Raw genomic sequence first — 16691 nt, forward strand, 5'->3', positions numbered from 1 at the left:
GGGCTTTTTGTTTTCGTCACTTTATCGCGACCGCAATCCCAAACGGATAATGCCGGCTCGGGCGTTTTGGTTCCACGAGGACACCTCGTTGATAGTAGTAGTCGATAGATGTGAACGGTTCGAACAGCGCCTCGAATTCTGTCTCCGTGAACTGATGGGCGTGAAACGGTTCATTTGTTGGCTGACCGACGCCTTGGCCGAACGGGGTCGACAAGACGAGCGTCCCGCCCGGTTTTAACAAGCCCCATACGTTTTCCATAAAACATTCAAAATCCGTGATGTGCTCGATCGTCTCAAAACTGACGATGCAGTCGAATTGGCCGAGCCGCTCCGGTAGCGTCCGGTCGAGCACGTCCCCGACGACATAGGTGACGTTCGGATGATGATACCGCCCTCTCGCGTAGGCAATCGAAGTCTCGGACACGTCGACCCCGACGACTTCCGTCACGGTCCCTTTCAACGTTTTCGCAATCAATTGGCCGCCGTAGCCGCTCCCGGTCGCGAAGTCGAGTACCCGTCCGTTCAAATATAATAATGAAAATTGATAGCGGGCAATGTGTTCGAGCAACATCCCGTTCATCGGATTCATCTGATCCGGGATGACCCGTTCTCCCGTATACTCCATTCGCTTCACTCTCTCCTGTTATGACTCCTGCCATCTTACCACGTTCGTTCCTGATTGAAGACAACAAAAAAAGAGAGAAGGGACTCTCTCTTTTTATCATTCATTCGGTTCTTTGAAACGAAGTAAATCGGAGTAGATAATCGAATCGTTCATCTCGAGCACGCGATTCGCCTCTTCTTCGAGTAGGTCACACGCTTCCGGGTCGGCTGCGAGTTCACCCGTCTCCGCTTCATAACACATCGACTGGGTAAAGACGTGATCGTTTGTAATCATCGTCCCGTCTCGGAAAATGGCGCGGTCATTTCGTTCCGGTGCGAACAAGTCGTTCCCGAAACCGATTTGGTCTGACGTATCAATCCCGAGCAGATGTTGAATCGTCGGGTTCATGTCGATCTGACTTCCGATTCCGTCATGGACGACCCCTTCTTCTTGTCCCGGTAAGTGAATCGCGAACGGCACTTGCTGTAACTTCGCGACGTCATAAGGGGTGATTTCATCTTTCCCAAGAAGGTCGGCCATCGCAGCGTTATGGTTCGTCGAGATCCCGTTATGATCGCCATAGACGATAAAGATCGTATCTTCCCACATCCCGTTCGCTTTCAACTCGTCGATGAACAAGCCGAGCGCATAGTCCTGATAGGCGAGTGCCTGCGGGAAGTTGTTGAGCGTCGTCGAGTTCGTTTCGAATTTCGGTACAAGCTCATGCTCTTCGCTTGGCATCGTGAACGGGAAATGGTTCGTGAGCGTGATGAACTTCGCGAAGTACGGCTCCGGAAGTTCCTCAAGCATCGGCACCGATTGTAAGAAGAACTCATCGTCGAGCAGTCCCCACTCCGTCATATCGGCCGGGTCGCCTAAGTCGTAATAGTCTTGATCGTAGAACGAGTCGACGCCGATGTTGGCATACATTTGGTCACGGTTCCAGAACGATTTGTTGTTCGCATGGAACACGGCCGAGTGATAGTCCGCCTGCTTGATCCGTTCCGTCAACGCATCGTACTCATTGTCTGCATTCGTGAAGTAGACGCCACCGCGCGGCAATCCGAAGAGCGAATTGTCGAGGGCGAACTCCGAGTCCGACGTCTTCCCTTGACCGGTCGTATGATAGAAGTTCGGCCAGAAGTGCGACTCTTCAATGAGTTTGTTCAAGTTTGGCGTGATGTACTCGCCGTTTGGTGCTTTCATGTGGTTCGTGAAGTTCTGGGCCGACTCGAACGAGACGGCAATCACATTCTTCCCTCGATACTTCCCGAACAGCTCCGGGTCCGGCGCGGCATAGTTTTGGCGGGTGTACTGTTCGACTTCCGCCAACTCCGAACCGTCCGCCATCGCTTTTTGCGCCGACGTCTTCGTTTGGAGCATCGCGTCATACACGTGGAAGTTAAACGTCCCGAGGTTTTTGACGAGAAGCTCACGGTCGAACGAACGTGTCAAGAGCTCGGGACGTTCCGTCTCAGCGAGTGCCAAGTTGAATCCGAACATGGCCGCGGCCGCCACGAACGTCGCGATGACGCGTTTCCGTGACGACTTCCCCGTCTCATTCAGCTTCCAAAGCAAGAACGGCAAGACGAGCAAGTCACCGACGATGAGCAAGTCTTTCCACTGGAGCAGTGACAGGAACGACGACGACAACGTCTCCATGTTCGACGATTGGAACAAGACCGGTACGGTCAAGAAATCCGTGAACTCCCGGTAATACGTCGTATCGGCGAACAAGATGAGCGACGAGACCGCGTAGAGGATGTAGAGGGCCCACTTGCGCTTGTTTCCGCTGAAGAAGAAGCTGAACGCGAACAAGAACAGCGTCGAGCTGAGCGGATTGATGAGCAAGATGAACGACTGCATCCCGTTATCAATCGGGATGTTGAAAAAGAATTGATACGCGATGGTCGACTTCGTCCACAACAATAACGTGAACAGCCAGAACAAACGATGTGTCCGGAACGAGTTCGCTGCCGCCTGACGGAACCGTTCCATTTTTCCTTTCGGTTGATTCAAAGGATTCATGACATGTAACACTCCTTACTTAACAATAAAATTTAAATCAAATCGTGCAAGCACGATGAACGGACATAATGTATGAATCGTATTTTAACGTTCTTGTGAACGTAAATCAACCGAAGGGACTGTGTGAAATCGTTGTACATTAACGACATATTTGTGAAAAATACGATCGACTAAAATTAATCGTTTAGCGTCTTCATCCGATGAGATCGAGCCAAATCTTAACCGTGCTCGCTAATATAAGGAGCCCTAAGATGAGTTGAAGCGACTTCGTTTTCATGTTCTTTCCGACGTTCGCTCCAATCGGCGCAGCCATTAAACTGGCGACGATCATGATGATAGCCGGTTCCCACACGATTTGATCCGTAATGATTTTTCCAGTCGTCGACCCGATCGACGAGATGAACGTAATCGCTAGCGAGCTCGCAATCGCCATCTTCGTTGGGATGCGCAAGACGACGAGCATAATCGGCATCAATATGAAGGCACCGGCGGCCCCGACGATGCCTGAAGCGATTCCGACGATAAACGCCGACCCGGCCGCGATAACTTTGTTGAATGTCACTTCGTCGAGTGGTAAATCTTCGACATTCTTCTTCGGCATGAACATCATCACGGTCGCGATTGTCGCGAGTACGGCATAGACGACGTTAATCAGGTTTTCTGATAAGAGCGTCGAACCATATCCGCCGATAAAGCTCCCAATCAGGACAGATACACCCATGAAGAGAATCAATTGTCTATTTAAATAGCCGCCCTTTCGATACGCATAAATGCCTCCGATCGTAGCGAAGAATACGTGTATTGCGCTAATTCCAGACACTTCATGCGCACTGAACGCCGCAAATCCGAGGATCGGCGGAATGTATAACAACATGGGATATTTGATAATCGAACCTCCGATGCCGACCATCCCTGAGATGAATGACCCGATGAATCCGATGAAAAAGATTGTGATGATAAACCCTAGCTCCATAAAAACTCCTCCAATTCCTTATGGACGCGGTACGTCCTATCTTTGTTCCCAGGCGATCATGCCACCCGTCACGTCATACACTTCCGTATAGCCGTGGTCACTCAATATTTGAGCAGCTACCGCACTTCGGTTGCCACTATGACAGATGAGGTATATCGGTTCATCTTTTTCATAAGGCAAACCGACCGCATCCAATGAAGAAAGTGGTGCGTTCACCGCTCCCTCAATATGCCCCCCACTGTATTCATCTGTTTCGCGTACATCAATTAACGTCCTTCCTTCTTTTTTTAATTGTATTTTTAACGTGTCAACATCAATTTTAGTCACTTCCGTCTTATTCGACGTGAATAAAACGAGCAAGAGCGTACCAATCACTAAAATCGATAAAAGAATGATAAGTTTCCGCATAATTCTACCCTCCAATCTTTCTACTTGCGCTCATTATACCTTAGGGGGTATATTTAAGCCAACGAAAGATTTTTGCCATTACATTTGATTCAAAAAAGGAGATTCAACACATGAAGACGATTACGACCACTGAACTTGAAGCGTTGCTCAAGGCCGATGAGACGATCAACTTGATTGACGTTCGCGAGACCGATGAATATGCCGGGGGCCATATCCAACAGGCGAAAAATGTCCCACTGTCTGAATTTGGGGAATACGTCGAAACGCTCGACCGTTCAAAACCGATTCACGTCATTTGCGCAGCAGGCGGACGCAGCATGAACGCTTCCACTTATCTCGATTCGCTCGGCTTTGACGTCGTCAACGTCGACGGCGGCATGATGAGCTGGACGGGCAAAAGGATCTAACGCTCTTTTCGATTCATTTCAAAAACCACATTCATTCACAGTCAACACTTCTTAGGGGGTATTTCACATGTTATTACGTTATTTCTATGATGAAAAATTAGCACAGGCTTCATATATGGTCGGTTGTCAAATGACCGGCGAAGCAGTCGTCATCGACCCTGCTCGTAACATCACACCTTATTTGGAGGAAGCCGAAAAAGAAAGCATGAAAATCGTCGCTACGGCCGAGACACACATCCACGCCGACTTCGTCTCAGGCTCACTCGAGCTCGCCAAGCGCAACGGCTCGAAAGCATACTTGTCAGACGAGGGAGACGCTTCGTGGAAGTACGCGTTCGCGAAAGAGATCGACGCCCAGCTCGTCAAAGAAGGTGACACGTTCAACGTTGGTAACGTCATGCTCGAAGTCATGCACACACCCGGGCACACACCCGAACATATCTCGTTCTTGCTCTACGACCGGAACCAGACGCAACCGATGGGGATCTTCACAGGCGACTTCGTCTTCGTCGGCGATATCGGTCGCCCTGACCTGCTCGAAGAGGCAGCCGGTGTGAAAGGCACGACCGCCATCGGCGCCGAGCAAATGTTTGATTCGCTCAAGAAATTCAAAGCTCTCCCTGACTTCATCCAAGTCTGGCCGGGCCACGGTGCCGGCAGCGCTTGCGGAAAAGCGCTCGGCGCCATCCCAACGTCGACGGTTGGTTACGAGAAAGCGACGAACTGGGCGCTTCAAATGACAGACAAAGACGCGTTCATCAAAGAGTTGACGACGGACCAACCAGAGCCGCCGAACTACTTCGCGATGATGAAGAAAGTGAACAAAGACGGGATTCAAGTGACGAATACGCTCTCACGTCCAGAATTCGCCGACACGGACCGTCTCGACGAGCTTGTGAATGAGACGCAAGTCATCGACACTCGGAGAGGCGAAGACTTTGCCAAAGGTCACGTCCCGGGCACCATCAATATCCCGTACAACACAAAGTTCGTCTCATGGGCCGGCTGGCTCGTCAATTTCGATCAAGACATCACGCTCATCACGAGTGCGGACGACGTCGAGCAAGTTCAAACTGACTTGCAATCAATCGGCATGGACAAGCTCCGCTACATCGTTCCCGTCGAAGAGCTCGGTCAAGAGCTGTTGACGGAGACGTACACGGACGTGACAGCCGAGCAAGCCATCGAATCTGCAGAAAAAGGTGACGTCTTCGTCCTCGACGTCCGGAATGCGACAGAATGGAATGCGAGCCATTACGAGAAAGCCGAGCGCATCTTGCTTGGTAAACTCGCACGCGACCACAAGGGACTTCCAACCGATCAGACGATTGCCGTCCACTGTGCATCCGGCGTCCGTTCACGGATGGCTGCGAGTGTCCTTCAATCGCTCGGCTACAAGGATATTCAAAACATCCTCGGTGGCTACGGTGCGATGAAGACGGTCCTCAATGCAGCACAAATTCGCTAATGCTATACTACAAACAAACAAAGAAAGCGCCCATTCGTCTGGGCGCTTTTTCACTAGGAGGGATGATGTGTTTGCCATCGGTCCATTAAATATCCGGCTCGACCTGCTCGTCTTCATGGCCAGCCTACTCTTGTTATACATCGGCTTCAGAAAAATCGGATTGTCGGAAAAAGAACGTGACGCCGTCCTCGGCACGTGGTTCGCCGGCTTCCTCGCTTGGAAAGGCAGCGCCGTCTTGATCGGCCTCGTCTCGACCGGTAGCCCGACACTCGCCTTATACGCCACTGGCGGGAACTGGTCAATCGCCATCGCCGCACTCGTCACCGGACTGTTCGTCTTTCGGCTCGACAAGCAGCTTTACGGCTATTGGACGTTGTCCGGTCTTGTCTTATGGTTCGGAATGACGCTCGCCGTTCCGCGTTACGCCGCGCTCCCCCTTTTTGCTTCACTCCAACCGCTCCATCTATACACGGCCGGGCTCATCGTCGTGTTGATGCTGTTGACGTGGCGTTGGATGCGGACGCCGTCGCGCGGTTCGCTCATCTGGACGTTCGCCGGCGCGATGCTCATCTGGGTGTTGCGTGAGGGCGCGACCGGGACGTGGCATATGGGGGCGCTCGGATTGTTCATCGGTCTAGTCGTGCTTGCGACGACCCTTGCCCGCCCCACGCGAAAAGCCGTCCAACTCACACTCGGCATCGTCGTCGCGCTCGCCATCATCAATGCGAGTCTGCCCGACCAGACACCGACGCTCGAGGCGACCGAGACGATCGGATTGAACATCGGTCAAGTGCCCCCGGACTTCGAATTGAAACGAACAGACGGCAGTACGTTCCGATTGGAAGACTTGCGCGGACAACGCGTCGTCCTCAACTTTTGGGCGTCGTGGTGTCCTCCATGTCGCGCTGAGATGCCCGACATGGCCGGATTCGCCCGCTCGAACGATGAGGTGACGATCGTCGCTGTGAATACGACGACGAGTGAACGAGATGTCGAAGACGCCACATCGTTCGTCGCCCCGTATGAAGAAGCGTTCGAAGTCGTCTATGATCAAGACGGTGCCGTTTCGAACGGCTACCGCATTCAAGCGATGCCGACGACGTACGTGCTCGATGAGTCCGGTGTCATCACCGCAAAACAGTTCGGTGCCATCGACAGAGCGTGGCTCGATGCTCGGACAAAATAAATACCGCCAAAAAATTGGCGGTATTTTCAGTGCTTCAAATAGCCTTGTGCTTTTAAGAAATCCTTGACGTCAAGTCGCGTTGGCTTCGACAGCATCCGTCCCATCTGAGCAGTCCATGTGTCGTCCCGGCGATTCGACCCGCGCGCCGCATAGTAACCGTGAATCGTCTCGTCATAATGTGACAGTTGCCGTTTCAGTTCGGCCGGGTCAAGTTCATATGTATTCTCGTGGTAGACGTGTTCAAATGGCAAGCGCGGCTTCTGGTCCTCGACGTGGGCGGGGACACCGACCGCGAGCCCGAACAGTGGCAGCACTCGCTCCGGTAGGCCGAGCAACTCTTTCACAGCGAACATATCGTTCCGAATCCCGCCGATGTAACAGATGCCGAGCCCCATTGATTCCGCGGCGACAACCGCATTCTGTGAGGCGAGCGCCGCATCGATGACGGCGACGAGAAGCTTCTCATCTGTCTCGAGCGTCCCGGCCACTTCAGCATCACGCATGTCTCCAATCACCTCATGGCGATACAAGTCGGCACAAAAGACGAAGAAGTGCCCGTTGTTCATCACATAGTTTTGGTTACCCGCAATCTCGGCAAGCCGTGCCTTCTTTTCCGAATCGGTCACACCAATGATGGAATAGGCCTGGATGAAGCTCGACGTCGAGGCACGTTGAGCACTCTCGACAATGAGTCGAATTTGTTCGTCGGTCAAACGCTCGTCCGTGAAGGAGCGGACAGAACGGTGGTTCAATAACGTTTCGATGATTTGGTTCATGAAGATTCCCCCTTTTGTCTTATCTTGGCATAGAGGAAAGGCTTCCGACAATTTTAGAGACTTCATTCTATTTTCGAGATGATCCACGGTAACCATAAAACGGGCTCCGTCCCCACCTCTTCTTGATTACTATATGCACAATAGCGTTCCGCCTCTTTAAGCGTTGGAATGAAGCCGTGCTCATTCAATTGGAACGAGAACCGTTCGGCGAAGTCACGCTCTAGCCCATTGCATAAATACGAATGAAACGTACCGTCCTCATATCCGAGCACTTCATAACCGAGAGATCGTCCAAGCGGCTCGTCGTGTTCACGTTGCAAAATGAACCGCTCGACGCCGTACTGCTCGGGATGGTCCCCAACTTGTCCTTCCGCTAAAAAGTTAGCGACATAAGGTTCAGGTAGTTTCAGCTCGATAATGTCGAGTTCGATGTGGGCGAAGAAGCGATCCCGAAACATCTTGGCGAGTTCAATCGTCTGAAACGTTTGAGGATATCCGAGTTCTCCCCTCTCGTGAAACACCTCCACCCATTCCATGAGCAGGAGGAAGTCTTCCTCGCTGAGTCGCAATCGTTCTCGATACGCCTCCTTCCTACGTTTCGACGTCCCCCAAAGCACATCAAGCGTAGGGTGTTGCTCACAAATACATGCGCTCGCCGACTGCACGAACTCCGGAATCCGTTGCTCGTCCATGAAGTCCGCTCGTTTGGTCCGTTCGATCAGCAAGTATCCTCCACTCCTCATCTTCATCTCTTCACCTCCACTATTTAATATACGCAAAAAAAAGCAGAGCGCAAACGCGCCCTGCTCCTCCTACTTATTCTGTCACTTGGCTCAAGAACGGTGTGATGTCGACGTTCAACTCTTTCGAGAGACGCTCGCCGAGGTCACGGTCGGCCCGATAGAAGTTACAAATCAAGAGAAGAACCGTCTTCTCGTGACGAACTTCTTTGATGTGGGCGACGAGGTTACGGACGAGGCCATCTTTCTCTTCTTGCGAGTAACGACGGTACACTTCGCCTGCTTGTCCGAAGTCGTTCGTCTTCTCGATCTTTTGACGACCGGCTACGCCATTGAGCGGTTGCTCTTGTTCAATATAAGCAGCATCCGGTCTCGGTGTGTCTTCATAACGGTTCGGTTCGTAGTTTACGGTGCTCGTCTGTTGCTTGAACGGCATCGCCCCATCACGCTGGTTGTTCGACACTTGGGCGAACGGGCAGTTGATTGGGAGTTGAAGATAGTTCGCACCAATGCGGTAACGTTGTGTATCTGAATACGAGAAGAGACGCCCTTGAAGCATCTTATCTTCAGACGGTTGAATCCCTGGGACGAGGACGCCTGGGTTGAATCCGACCGATTCCGTCTCAGCAAAGTAGTTGTCGACGTTTTTGTTCAATGTCATCGTTCCGACGAGTTGATACGGGATGACGTCTTCGAACCAGTCTTTTGTCGCATCGAGCGGATCGAAGTCGAAGTTGTCCATATCGGCCGGATCGAGAATTTGAACGTAGAGGTCCCATTCAGGGAAGTCACCTTCTTCGATGGCGTTGAACAAGTCACGTGTCGCATGGTTGAAGTCTTCCGCTTGCACTTTCGCCGCTTCTTCCATCGACAAGTTTTTAATCCCTTGTTTCGGGACCCAACGGAGTTTTATGTACACCGTGTTCCCAAATTCATTGACCCATTTGAACGAGTGGACAGACGAACCGCGCATATGGCGATAAGACGCCGGGATTCCCTCATCACTGAACAAATGTATGAGCATGCTCGTCGACTCCGGTGTGAGCGACATGAAGTCGAAGAAACGGTCCGGGTCTTGAAGGTTTGTCCGTGGGTCCGGCTTGAGTGAGTGAATCACGTCCGGGAATTTGATGGCGTCACGAATGAAGAAGACCGGCAAGTTGTTTCCGACGAAGTCGTAGTTTCCTTCTTCCGTGTAGAACTTGACGGAAAACCCACGTGGGTCACGGAGCGTCTCAGGCGATCCGAGTCCGTGGATAACGGTTGAGAAACGAGCGAACACTGGCGTCTCTTGTCCTTCTTCTTGCAAGAATTTGGCTTTTGTATAACGTTTCATGCTATTTTTAACTTTGAAGACACCATGAGCTCCAGCTCCACGGGCGTGAACGACACGCTCTGGCACGCGCTCACGGTCAAAGTGGGCGAGTTTTTCGATAAGTTGATAGTCTTCGAGAAGCGTCGGGCCACGACGACCCGCAGTGATGGAATTGGCGTTATCCCCGATTGGGACGCCTTGGTTAGTAGTTAAACGGCGATGTTGATCCATATTATTGCCTCCTCTTTATAATCATTCTTACAAAATCAATAATATAAAAAGATAATAATTATTACAAATAAAACAGCTCGATTCTAATCGAACTGTTTTGAAAGCGTTATCAAGAATTCGTTTTCGACTGATCTTTTCGATGCAGTTCGGTCACGAAAAAGGCCGCTAACATCCCACCGAACGAGCCAGCGATGATATCGATCATCGTATCGTCGTTGCCGTTCCCTTGCATCGTCGTGTTCAAGACGAGATCGGACGTGAATTCGTACATCTCCCAAAGCGCCGCCCCTGCCATCGCAAAGACGACGATATAGACGAAGAGAAATCGTTTCGGCATCTCTAACCGGATGTCGTCATCGAGTCGGCTAAAGAAGTCATACCCGAGAAACGCGATGAATATGCCGCTCAATACGTGCAGGAATGTGTCCCACCACCCGTTCGCGTATAGGCCGACAATGGAACCTAAATACTGCGAGGCGAACAGGAACAAGATATAGGCGACTTTCAACTTGGCATCGAACGTGATCTTGAACGTTTTCTCGAGGATAAATGGAATTAGCCCGGACACAATCCCTGCAGCAGCGACACTCGCATCGAACCACGCTTCTTCAATGACCGACGCGACAAGAATAATCCCCATGAACAATACAAATCCGAACTCCAACATCCGTCCACGTGCCCATTGCATACGAAACGCCTTCTTTCTATTCGAAGTCTCAGTTTCTGTTTCCCGTTTTTTACATAGCCAGAACAAATTTGATTCGAAATTCACGCTTTTGTCGGATTGCGCATTTTAAAACGGACGCCATACTAAAGAAAAAGGAGTGTGACGAATATGCCCATCAATCCATATTTAAACTTCAACGGAAACTGTCGAGAAGCCGTCTTGTTTTACGCCGATGTATTCGACTATCCGAATCCCGAGATCATGCCGTTCGGTGCCCAGCCCGGTCCAGACGGGAACCCGGTGCCACCTGAGCTGGCCGAGCTCGTCCTTCATGCTCGCCTCGTCGTGCACGGGACGTCGCTCATGTTCTCTGATTCGATGCCGGACGGTCCTGTCACGTTTGGCCAGAACATCACGCTTGCCGTCTTGACTCGTGATCTCGAGGCTATTCGTCGCGAGTTCGACGCACTCGCAGTCGGCGGACGCGTGTTGATGCCGCTCCAAGAGACGTTTTGGAGCAAGGCGTACGGCACCGTCGAAGACCGATTCGGCGTCCAGTGGCAGTTCAGTTATGAACCCGAAGCATAAAAAAAAAGTCCCATCGCATTCGCGATGGGGCTGTATTTATTTCTTGGCCACGAAAAAGATTCGTTCAGCATCAGCTCCTGGCGCCTTGTCCGTGAAGTCGGCCGTGACCGACTTCACATGAAAGCCCGCACCGATGAGCCATTGCATGTATTGCCCCGGCTCATACGTCCGCTGCTCGTGCGTCTCTTCGACCCGCTCATACGTCCCATCCTCGAGCGCGACGAAAAACGTCAAGTCGTGGACGACCGAGAGCGGGGCTTCGCCCGGGTCGGCGAACCAGATGTACGAACAGTCCTCACCGTTCGATGCATACGTCTTCTGGTTGAAGAGCGTCTGCATCTTGTTCGGCGAGTGTACGTCGAAGATGAACGTGCCGCCCGGTTTAAGTTGCTCATAGACGGCTTCGAACGTATCGATGACGTCGGCCTCATCCGCTAAATAGCAGAGCGAGTCACACAGAATCGTCACGGCATCGACCGGTTGCGGCAACTCGAATTCCCGCATGTCCTGTTGCCATAGCGGCAAGTTGACACCTGCCTCGAGCGCTTTTTCTTGCGCGACTTCAAGCATCGACTCCGACAAGTCGAGCCCGATCGTATCGTAGTGTGCGGCAAGTTGAATCGTCGCAGAACCCGTCCCGCATCCGACGTCGGCGAGCGATGCCCCGTCCGGCACATGACGTCGCACAAACGCGACCCACTCTCCGTAAGGCGCATCTTTCATCAACTCATCGTATACGTAGGCGAACCCTTCGTACGCCATTAACCGACTTCCACTTCGACGTGCGGCGCGTCAGCCCAAAGTTTTTCGAGGTTATAGTAATCACGGTCGTCACGATGGAAGATGTGGACGACGACGTTCTCGAGGTCAGCGAGCACCCAACGTGCCGTGTCCATTCCCTCGAACTTGTGGAGCGGAAGATCGTTCTCGCCCGCAACATCTTTAATTTCACGTGCAATCGCTTCGACTTGCTTCTCTGAGTTTCCGTGGCAAATCACGAAGTAATCTGCAATCGGCGAGATGCCTTCCATGTCGAGGACGACGATTTCTTCGGCGCGCTTATCATCCGCAGCCTTTACAATCAATTCAAGTTGTTCTTTTACAGTCATATTGACCCTCCTAAGGTGTTTTCACAAAATCGTTATATGTCGCAATCGTCAGTGGGAAAATCCGTACCGACTTGTTCAATAAGTGTTGAATCGACTGACGTAACGTCGCGACGACAGCCAACTCGAGTGACTGCTCGGCGACGTCCCGCAATGCTTCAACACCAGGGTAACGCCGGTTCGGTTCAATCGCATCGGCCACAAAGATGACTTGGTCGAGGCGCGACATACCCGGGGAACCGGTCGTATGGTTCTTAATGGCGGAGACGACGGATGCATCGAGGTCATAGGAACGGTCTAACAAAACTGCCCCGACCGGCGCATGCAAGAGTTCGTCATCAAATTCGAGTAAGGCGAGGTCAAGCTGTTCGTCGAGGACGACTTGACGCATCTCGTCACGGTCCATATATTTCGCATAATCGTGCAACATTGCGGCCAGACGGGCCTGTTCGACGTTCACGCCATAAATTTTCGCCAAGTGTTCCGCCGTCTCGACGACACCGAGCGTATGGATGAATCGTTTCTCTGGCAACGTCTGTTCAATCAACGTTCTCGCTTGTTCATACGTCATACAATCCATGCTCCTTGATATAAGTTTCCACTTCTGATGGCACGAGATACGCAATCGAACGATTGCGTTTTGCCCGCTCGCGAATATCCGTCGATGAGATTTCGAGTTGTGGCATATCGATCGTCCGGACATCGGCCCGTTTCGGAATGCGATAACGACTCTCGGGACGAGCGACGGCACCGAACGTGACGAGCGTAATGAGCGTCTCGTAGTCGTACCACTTCTCGAGCGCATCGAGCGAGTCCGCCCCAATTAAGAAATAGAACGTATCCTCCGGAAAGCGGTCGCGCAGTCGGCGCATCGTCTCGACCGTGTAAGACGGCTCGGTCCGTTCGAACTCAATCAAATTGAGTTTAAACGCCGCGTTTGATGCGATCGCGCGCCGGGTCATCTCGATCCGGTCCTCTGCTTGGCTGAACCCGGACTTATGGGGCGGAATCGCCGCCGGCAAAAACCAGACTTCGTCGAGTTCAAGCTGTTCACGCGCCTGCTCGGCAATCAACAAATGACCGAGGTGCGGCGGGTCGAACGTTCCTCCCATCAGTCCGATGCGGCTCATGGGAGTTTGATTTGGCGGTTTTCTTTCTCTGTCGCCTGTTTGTACAAGACGATGACTTTGCCGATGACTTGAACGACTTCTGCCTTCGTCCCTTCCGCAAGCTCTCCTGCCACGTCTTTCGGCGTGTCGGCACAGTTTTGAAGCACTTGAACCTTCAACAACTCACGCTTCTCGAGCGCGTCACTAATATCTTTACACATCGCTTCACTGACACCATTTTTTCCGACTTGATAAATCGGTGAGAGGTGGTGTGCCTCTGCACGTAAATATCGTTTTTGTTTACCTGATAACATTATTTCTATTCCTCCAATAAGCTCTCAATTAACTTCATTCCAACAAATTGATCCGGTTTCACACCTGTCCAATACTCAAACGCCAAAGCACCTTGTCCGACGAACATGGCTGTTCCGTTGACGATGATCGCCCCTTTTTTAGCGGCTTCTTTTAAAAACGGTGTGACGAGTGGACGATATATGATATCACAAACGACCGTGTTTTGTCGTAACCCATTTAATGAATGCGGCGAATGGACGCCGTCCATCCCGACCGAAGTCGTCTGGATAATAACGTCATACCGTGCGATGTCGACGTCAGGAAGGGCTTCTGCTTCGATACCGAAACGTTCTGCGAGACGCGTGGCTCGTTCCATCGTCCGGTTCGTGACCGTGATATCTCGTGTCGGTAACGCACTGATAATACCGCGCGCCGCACCGCCTGCCCCGATGACGAGCACGCGACCTGACCAGTCTGTCATCGGAGACAGGGCGACGATTAGACCGGCACCGTCTGTATTCGTTCCAATCAACTTGCCGTCCCGTTTATATACCGTATTGACCGCGCCAGCTTCCGTAGCCGCTAAATCGAGTTCATCTAGGTATCGGATGACGGTTTCTTTATACGGAATCGTGACGTTGAAGCCGTCCCATTCGCCGTCGCGCATCGACTGAAACAATTCGCTCAAATCTTCTTCGGCGACGTCGAGCGCCTCATAACGCCCGAAAAGCCCAGACGCTCTCAGCCACTGCTCGTGCAGGACGGGAGAGAGCGAATGAGCAATCGGGTGACCGATGACGGCCAGTCTCATACGAGTGCCTCACGCAACGTGACGGCGACTCCTTTTGGTGCCCAGGCAGCGATGCGGCCACCTTTGCCGTGAATCGCAACCCAACCGAGACCACTGAAGACGATATCCGTCTTCACACCGTCACGGAGACTGAACTCGTGACGGACGAGCGGCGGTAACTTCTCGAGTGTCTTCTCGTTCGGTGGGTTGAGCATTTGACCGATGTGGTTCTCGTACAACTCGTCTGCTTTATCGAGTTTCGTACGATGCGTCTTCAACTCGTTCGACATGTAGACGACGAATGAACGCTTGTTACCTTCCATATAATCGAGACGAGCGAGACCGCCAAAGAAGAGCGTCTGTTGCGGGTTCAATTGGAACACGTGTGGCTTAATCTCTTTTTTCGGCGTGATTGTCTTCAAGTCTTTCGCATCGACGTAATGCGCCATCTGATGGCGGTTGATGATCCCTGGTGTATCGTAAAGGTTCGCATCGTCATCGAGCGGGACGTCAATCAAGTCGAGCGTCGTTCCCGGGAAATGGCTGACCGTGATAATCGCCTCGTCTTCTGCGCCGAAACGCTTGATGACTTGGTTGATGAGCGTCGACTTCCCGACATTCGTACAACCGACGATATAGACGTCTTTCCCTTTCCGATAGTACTCGATTTTTTCAGCGAGCTCGTCGATACCGTGGCCTTTTTTCGCACTAATCAAATGGACATCGATCGGGTTCAATCCGAGCTCTTTCGCTTCGGCCTTCATCCAGTTCGCCATCCGGTTCGGGTTGACCGATTTCGGTAACAAGTCGACCTTGTTTCCGACGAGAAGCACGGGATTCGATCCGACCGAGCGCTGAAGTCCTGGGAGCCAGCTCCCGTTAAAGTCGAAGATGTCGACGATTTTAATGACGAGCGCTTCTTTCGCGCTAATCCCGTTCAAGATGCGCAAGAAGTCGTCATCTGTCAATTCGACGTCTTGAATTTGATTGTAGTGCTTCAATTTGAAGCAACGTTGGCAAATGACGATCTCGCGATCGAGCGCCGACTTTGGTGCGTATCCGACACCAGAAGGGTCTTCTGTTTGAATGAGAACGCCGCAACCGGCGCAAAAACGTTTTGTTTCTTCCATAGCATGATTTGCTGTCATTTGAGTTTCCCCTTCTTCATTCACCGTAGCGCCTCGCCGCTACTCCTGAAGCGTTAATTCCGACGCCTTACGCGCCGTACAAGGACAGCCTCCTTCTTCCTGTGCGTTCGAGGTCCTTATTCATCTTTTTTATGTGAATCTTCGGAATTCGGGTGCATCGCTTCTCCGATTTTTTCGGCGACGGCTATTTTAGCACGTTTCGCATCGACCGCGAGCTCCTCGACTTTTTTCGTGATTAAAACGTACTTTCCACGACGCTTCATGTGAGCGAACACAACTTTCTCAAGAAGACGATTGAACTTCGTAACGAAACCGTCTGTCTTGACGACAGGTTCAACATGAATGACATGAATTCCGGCCATATTGGCGCCGAGCACATCCGTAAACAACTGGTCTCCTAAGAAAATCGCTTCTTTCGTCGAATAGCCATATTTTGCGAGTGCACGCTTGAAACCAGATGGTAACGGCTTTCTCGCACGCGACACGTAATGAAGGCCGAGTGGTTCCGTAAACGTCCGGACGCGGTTTTCGTTGTTGTTCGACACGACGATTACGTCAAGTCCATGTGATTTTACTTGTTCGAGCCATAGCAAAAGAAGCTCTGGTGCGTGCGGGACGTCCCAAGCCACGAGTGTATTATCAAGGTCCGTCAAAATGACACGGACACCACGGTCTTTCAATTCTTCAAGGTCGATGTCAAAGACAGACGCGACGAACTGTTTCGGATAAAGTCGATTAAACACGTTTGAATTCCTCCAATTATCTAAAGCGATTCAACTACTCATACAAGTATTGATATCCCTTCTATGGTAAACGAAAACCGACCAAACGACTAGTGTATCGTTTGGTCGGA

Annotated in this window: 20 protein-coding genes; 4 read left to right on the top strand and 16 right to left on the bottom strand. The window is 51.7% G+C overall.

All coding sequences use genetic code 11. The features are described 5' to 3' along the window. Positions 1-16 precede the first annotated feature (16 nt). The 4 genes from KNP92_RS10045 to KNP92_RS10060 form a co-directional block, all read right to left on the bottom strand. Positions 17-625: a class I SAM-dependent methyltransferase gene (locus KNP92_RS10045; protein WP_214839931.1), complete on the bottom strand. Its 609-nt coding sequence runs from the start codon at positions 623-625 to the stop codon at positions 17-19. Between the two features lie 96 nt (positions 626-721). Next, positions 722-2632: an LTA synthase family protein gene (locus tag KNP92_RS10050; protein ID WP_214839933.1), complete on the bottom strand. Its 1911-nt coding sequence runs from the start codon at positions 2630-2632 to the stop codon at positions 722-724. 193 nt (positions 2633-2825) lie between these two features. Further along, a complete protein-coding gene (locus tag KNP92_RS10055; protein WP_214839935.1) occupies positions 2826-3605 on the bottom strand; it encodes a sulfite exporter TauE/SafE family protein in 780 nt (259 codons plus the stop codon). Between the two features lie 36 nt (positions 3606-3641). Then, complete coding sequence (locus tag KNP92_RS10060; protein ID WP_214839937.1) at positions 3642-4013, bottom strand: rhodanese-like domain-containing protein; 372 nt, start codon at positions 4011-4013, stop codon at positions 3642-3644. Between the two features lie 110 nt (positions 4014-4123). On the opposite strand from KNP92_RS10060, the gene KNP92_RS10065 reads away from it, so the two are divergent. From KNP92_RS10065 to KNP92_RS10075, 3 genes are all read left to right on the top strand, one after another. Next, on the top strand, positions 4124-4420 hold the full coding sequence (locus KNP92_RS10065; RefSeq protein WP_214839939.1) for a rhodanese-like domain-containing protein: 297 nt from the start codon (positions 4124-4126) through the stop codon (positions 4418-4420). A gap of 67 nt (positions 4421-4487) precedes the next feature. Next, entirely contained in the window at positions 4488-5888 is a 1401-nt protein-coding gene (locus tag KNP92_RS10070; protein WP_214839942.1) for an MBL fold metallo-hydrolase, read from the top strand. Between the two features lie 67 nt (positions 5889-5955). After that, positions 5956-7074, top strand: a complete 1119-nt coding sequence (locus tag KNP92_RS10075) for a TlpA family protein disulfide reductase (protein WP_214839944.1) — start codon at positions 5956-5958, stop codon at positions 7072-7074. 26 nt (positions 7075-7100) lie between these two features. On the opposite strand, the gene nfsA is transcribed toward KNP92_RS10075, so the two are convergent. The 4 genes from nfsA to KNP92_RS10095 form a co-directional block, all read right to left on the bottom strand. Beyond that, positions 7101-7850 (bottom strand): oxygen-insensitive NADPH nitroreductase, encoded by a 750-nt coding sequence (gene nfsA / locus KNP92_RS10080; protein WP_214839951.1) that lies wholly within the window; start codon positions 7848-7850, stop codon positions 7101-7103. A gap of 62 nt (positions 7851-7912) precedes the next feature. Continuing rightward, positions 7913-8599, bottom strand: coding sequence for a hypothetical protein (locus KNP92_RS10085; protein WP_214839953.1), 687 nt, complete (start codon positions 8597-8599; stop codon positions 7913-7915). A 67-nt stretch (positions 8600-8666) separates the two neighbouring features. Further along, positions 8667-10136, bottom strand: a complete 1470-nt coding sequence (locus tag KNP92_RS10090) for a catalase (protein WP_214839955.1) — start codon at positions 10134-10136, stop codon at positions 8667-8669. 109 nt (positions 10137-10245) lie between these two features. Beyond that, on the bottom strand, positions 10246-10824 hold the full coding sequence (locus KNP92_RS10095; protein WP_251136450.1) for a DUF2238 domain-containing protein: 579 nt from the start codon (positions 10822-10824) through the stop codon (positions 10246-10248). A 147-nt stretch (positions 10825-10971) separates the two neighbouring features. Here KNP92_RS10095 and KNP92_RS10100 point away from each other — a divergent pair, with 147 nt between their 5' ends. Further along, positions 10972-11391, top strand: a complete 420-nt coding sequence (locus tag KNP92_RS10100) for a VOC family protein (protein WP_214839957.1) — start codon at positions 10972-10974, stop codon at positions 11389-11391. Between the two features lie 36 nt (positions 11392-11427). Here the strand turns inward: KNP92_RS10100 and KNP92_RS10105 are convergent, their stop codons facing one another. The 8 genes from KNP92_RS10105 to KNP92_RS10140 all read right to left on the bottom strand — a co-directional run bounded on the left by KNP92_RS10105 (position 11428) and on the right by KNP92_RS10140 (position 16581). Next, positions 11428-12153: a class I SAM-dependent DNA methyltransferase gene (locus KNP92_RS10105; RefSeq protein WP_214839959.1), complete on the bottom strand. Its 726-nt coding sequence runs from the start codon at positions 12151-12153 to the stop codon at positions 11428-11430. Continuing rightward, positions 12153-12500: a ribosome silencing factor gene (rsfS, locus tag KNP92_RS10110; RefSeq protein WP_034804400.1), complete on the bottom strand. Its 348-nt coding sequence runs from the start codon at positions 12498-12500 to the stop codon at positions 12153-12155. The genes KNP92_RS10105 and rsfS overlap by 1 nt, the downstream gene beginning before the upstream one ends. A 10-nt stretch (positions 12501-12510) precedes the next feature. After that, positions 12511-13068 (bottom strand): bis(5'-nucleosyl)-tetraphosphatase (symmetrical) YqeK, encoded by a 558-nt coding sequence (gene yqeK / locus KNP92_RS10115; protein WP_214839961.1) that lies wholly within the window; start codon positions 13066-13068, stop codon positions 12511-12513. Further along, the gene (locus KNP92_RS10120; RefSeq protein ID WP_214839963.1) at positions 13058-13627 is read right to left on the bottom strand and encodes a nicotinate-nucleotide adenylyltransferase; all 570 of its coding nucleotides are present in this window, start codon (positions 13625-13627) and stop codon (positions 13058-13060) included. The genes yqeK and KNP92_RS10120 overlap by 11 nt, the downstream gene beginning before the upstream one ends. Continuing rightward, on the bottom strand, positions 13624-13920 hold the full coding sequence (yhbY, locus tag KNP92_RS10125) for a ribosome assembly RNA-binding protein YhbY (protein ID WP_214839972.1): 297 nt from the start codon (positions 13918-13920) through the stop codon (positions 13624-13626). Before yhbY ends, KNP92_RS10120 begins: the two co-directional genes overlap by 4 nt. Positions 13921-13925: 5 nt before the next feature. Then, entirely contained in the window at positions 13926-14711 is a 786-nt protein-coding gene (gene aroE, locus KNP92_RS10130; RefSeq protein WP_214839974.1) for a shikimate dehydrogenase, read from the bottom strand. Beyond that, the gene (gene yqeH, locus KNP92_RS10135) at positions 14708-15820 is read right to left on the bottom strand and encodes a ribosome biogenesis GTPase YqeH (protein WP_214839976.1); all 1113 of its coding nucleotides are present in this window, start codon (positions 15818-15820) and stop codon (positions 14708-14710) included. Before yqeH ends, aroE begins: the two co-directional genes overlap by 4 nt. A gap of 134 nt (positions 15821-15954) precedes the next feature. Next, positions 15955-16581 carry a YqeG family HAD IIIA-type phosphatase gene (locus tag KNP92_RS10140; RefSeq protein WP_214839978.1) on the bottom strand — a complete coding sequence of 209 codons (627 nt, stop codon included), beginning with the start codon at positions 16579-16581 and terminating at the stop codon, positions 15955-15957. Between the last annotated feature and the right edge of the window lie 110 nt (positions 16582-16691).

This window comes from Exiguobacterium sp. s122 (genome assembly GCF_018618475.1).
GTDB classification, from domain to species: domain Bacteria; phylum Bacillota; class Bacilli; order Exiguobacteriales; family Exiguobacteriaceae; genus Exiguobacterium; species Exiguobacterium himgiriensis.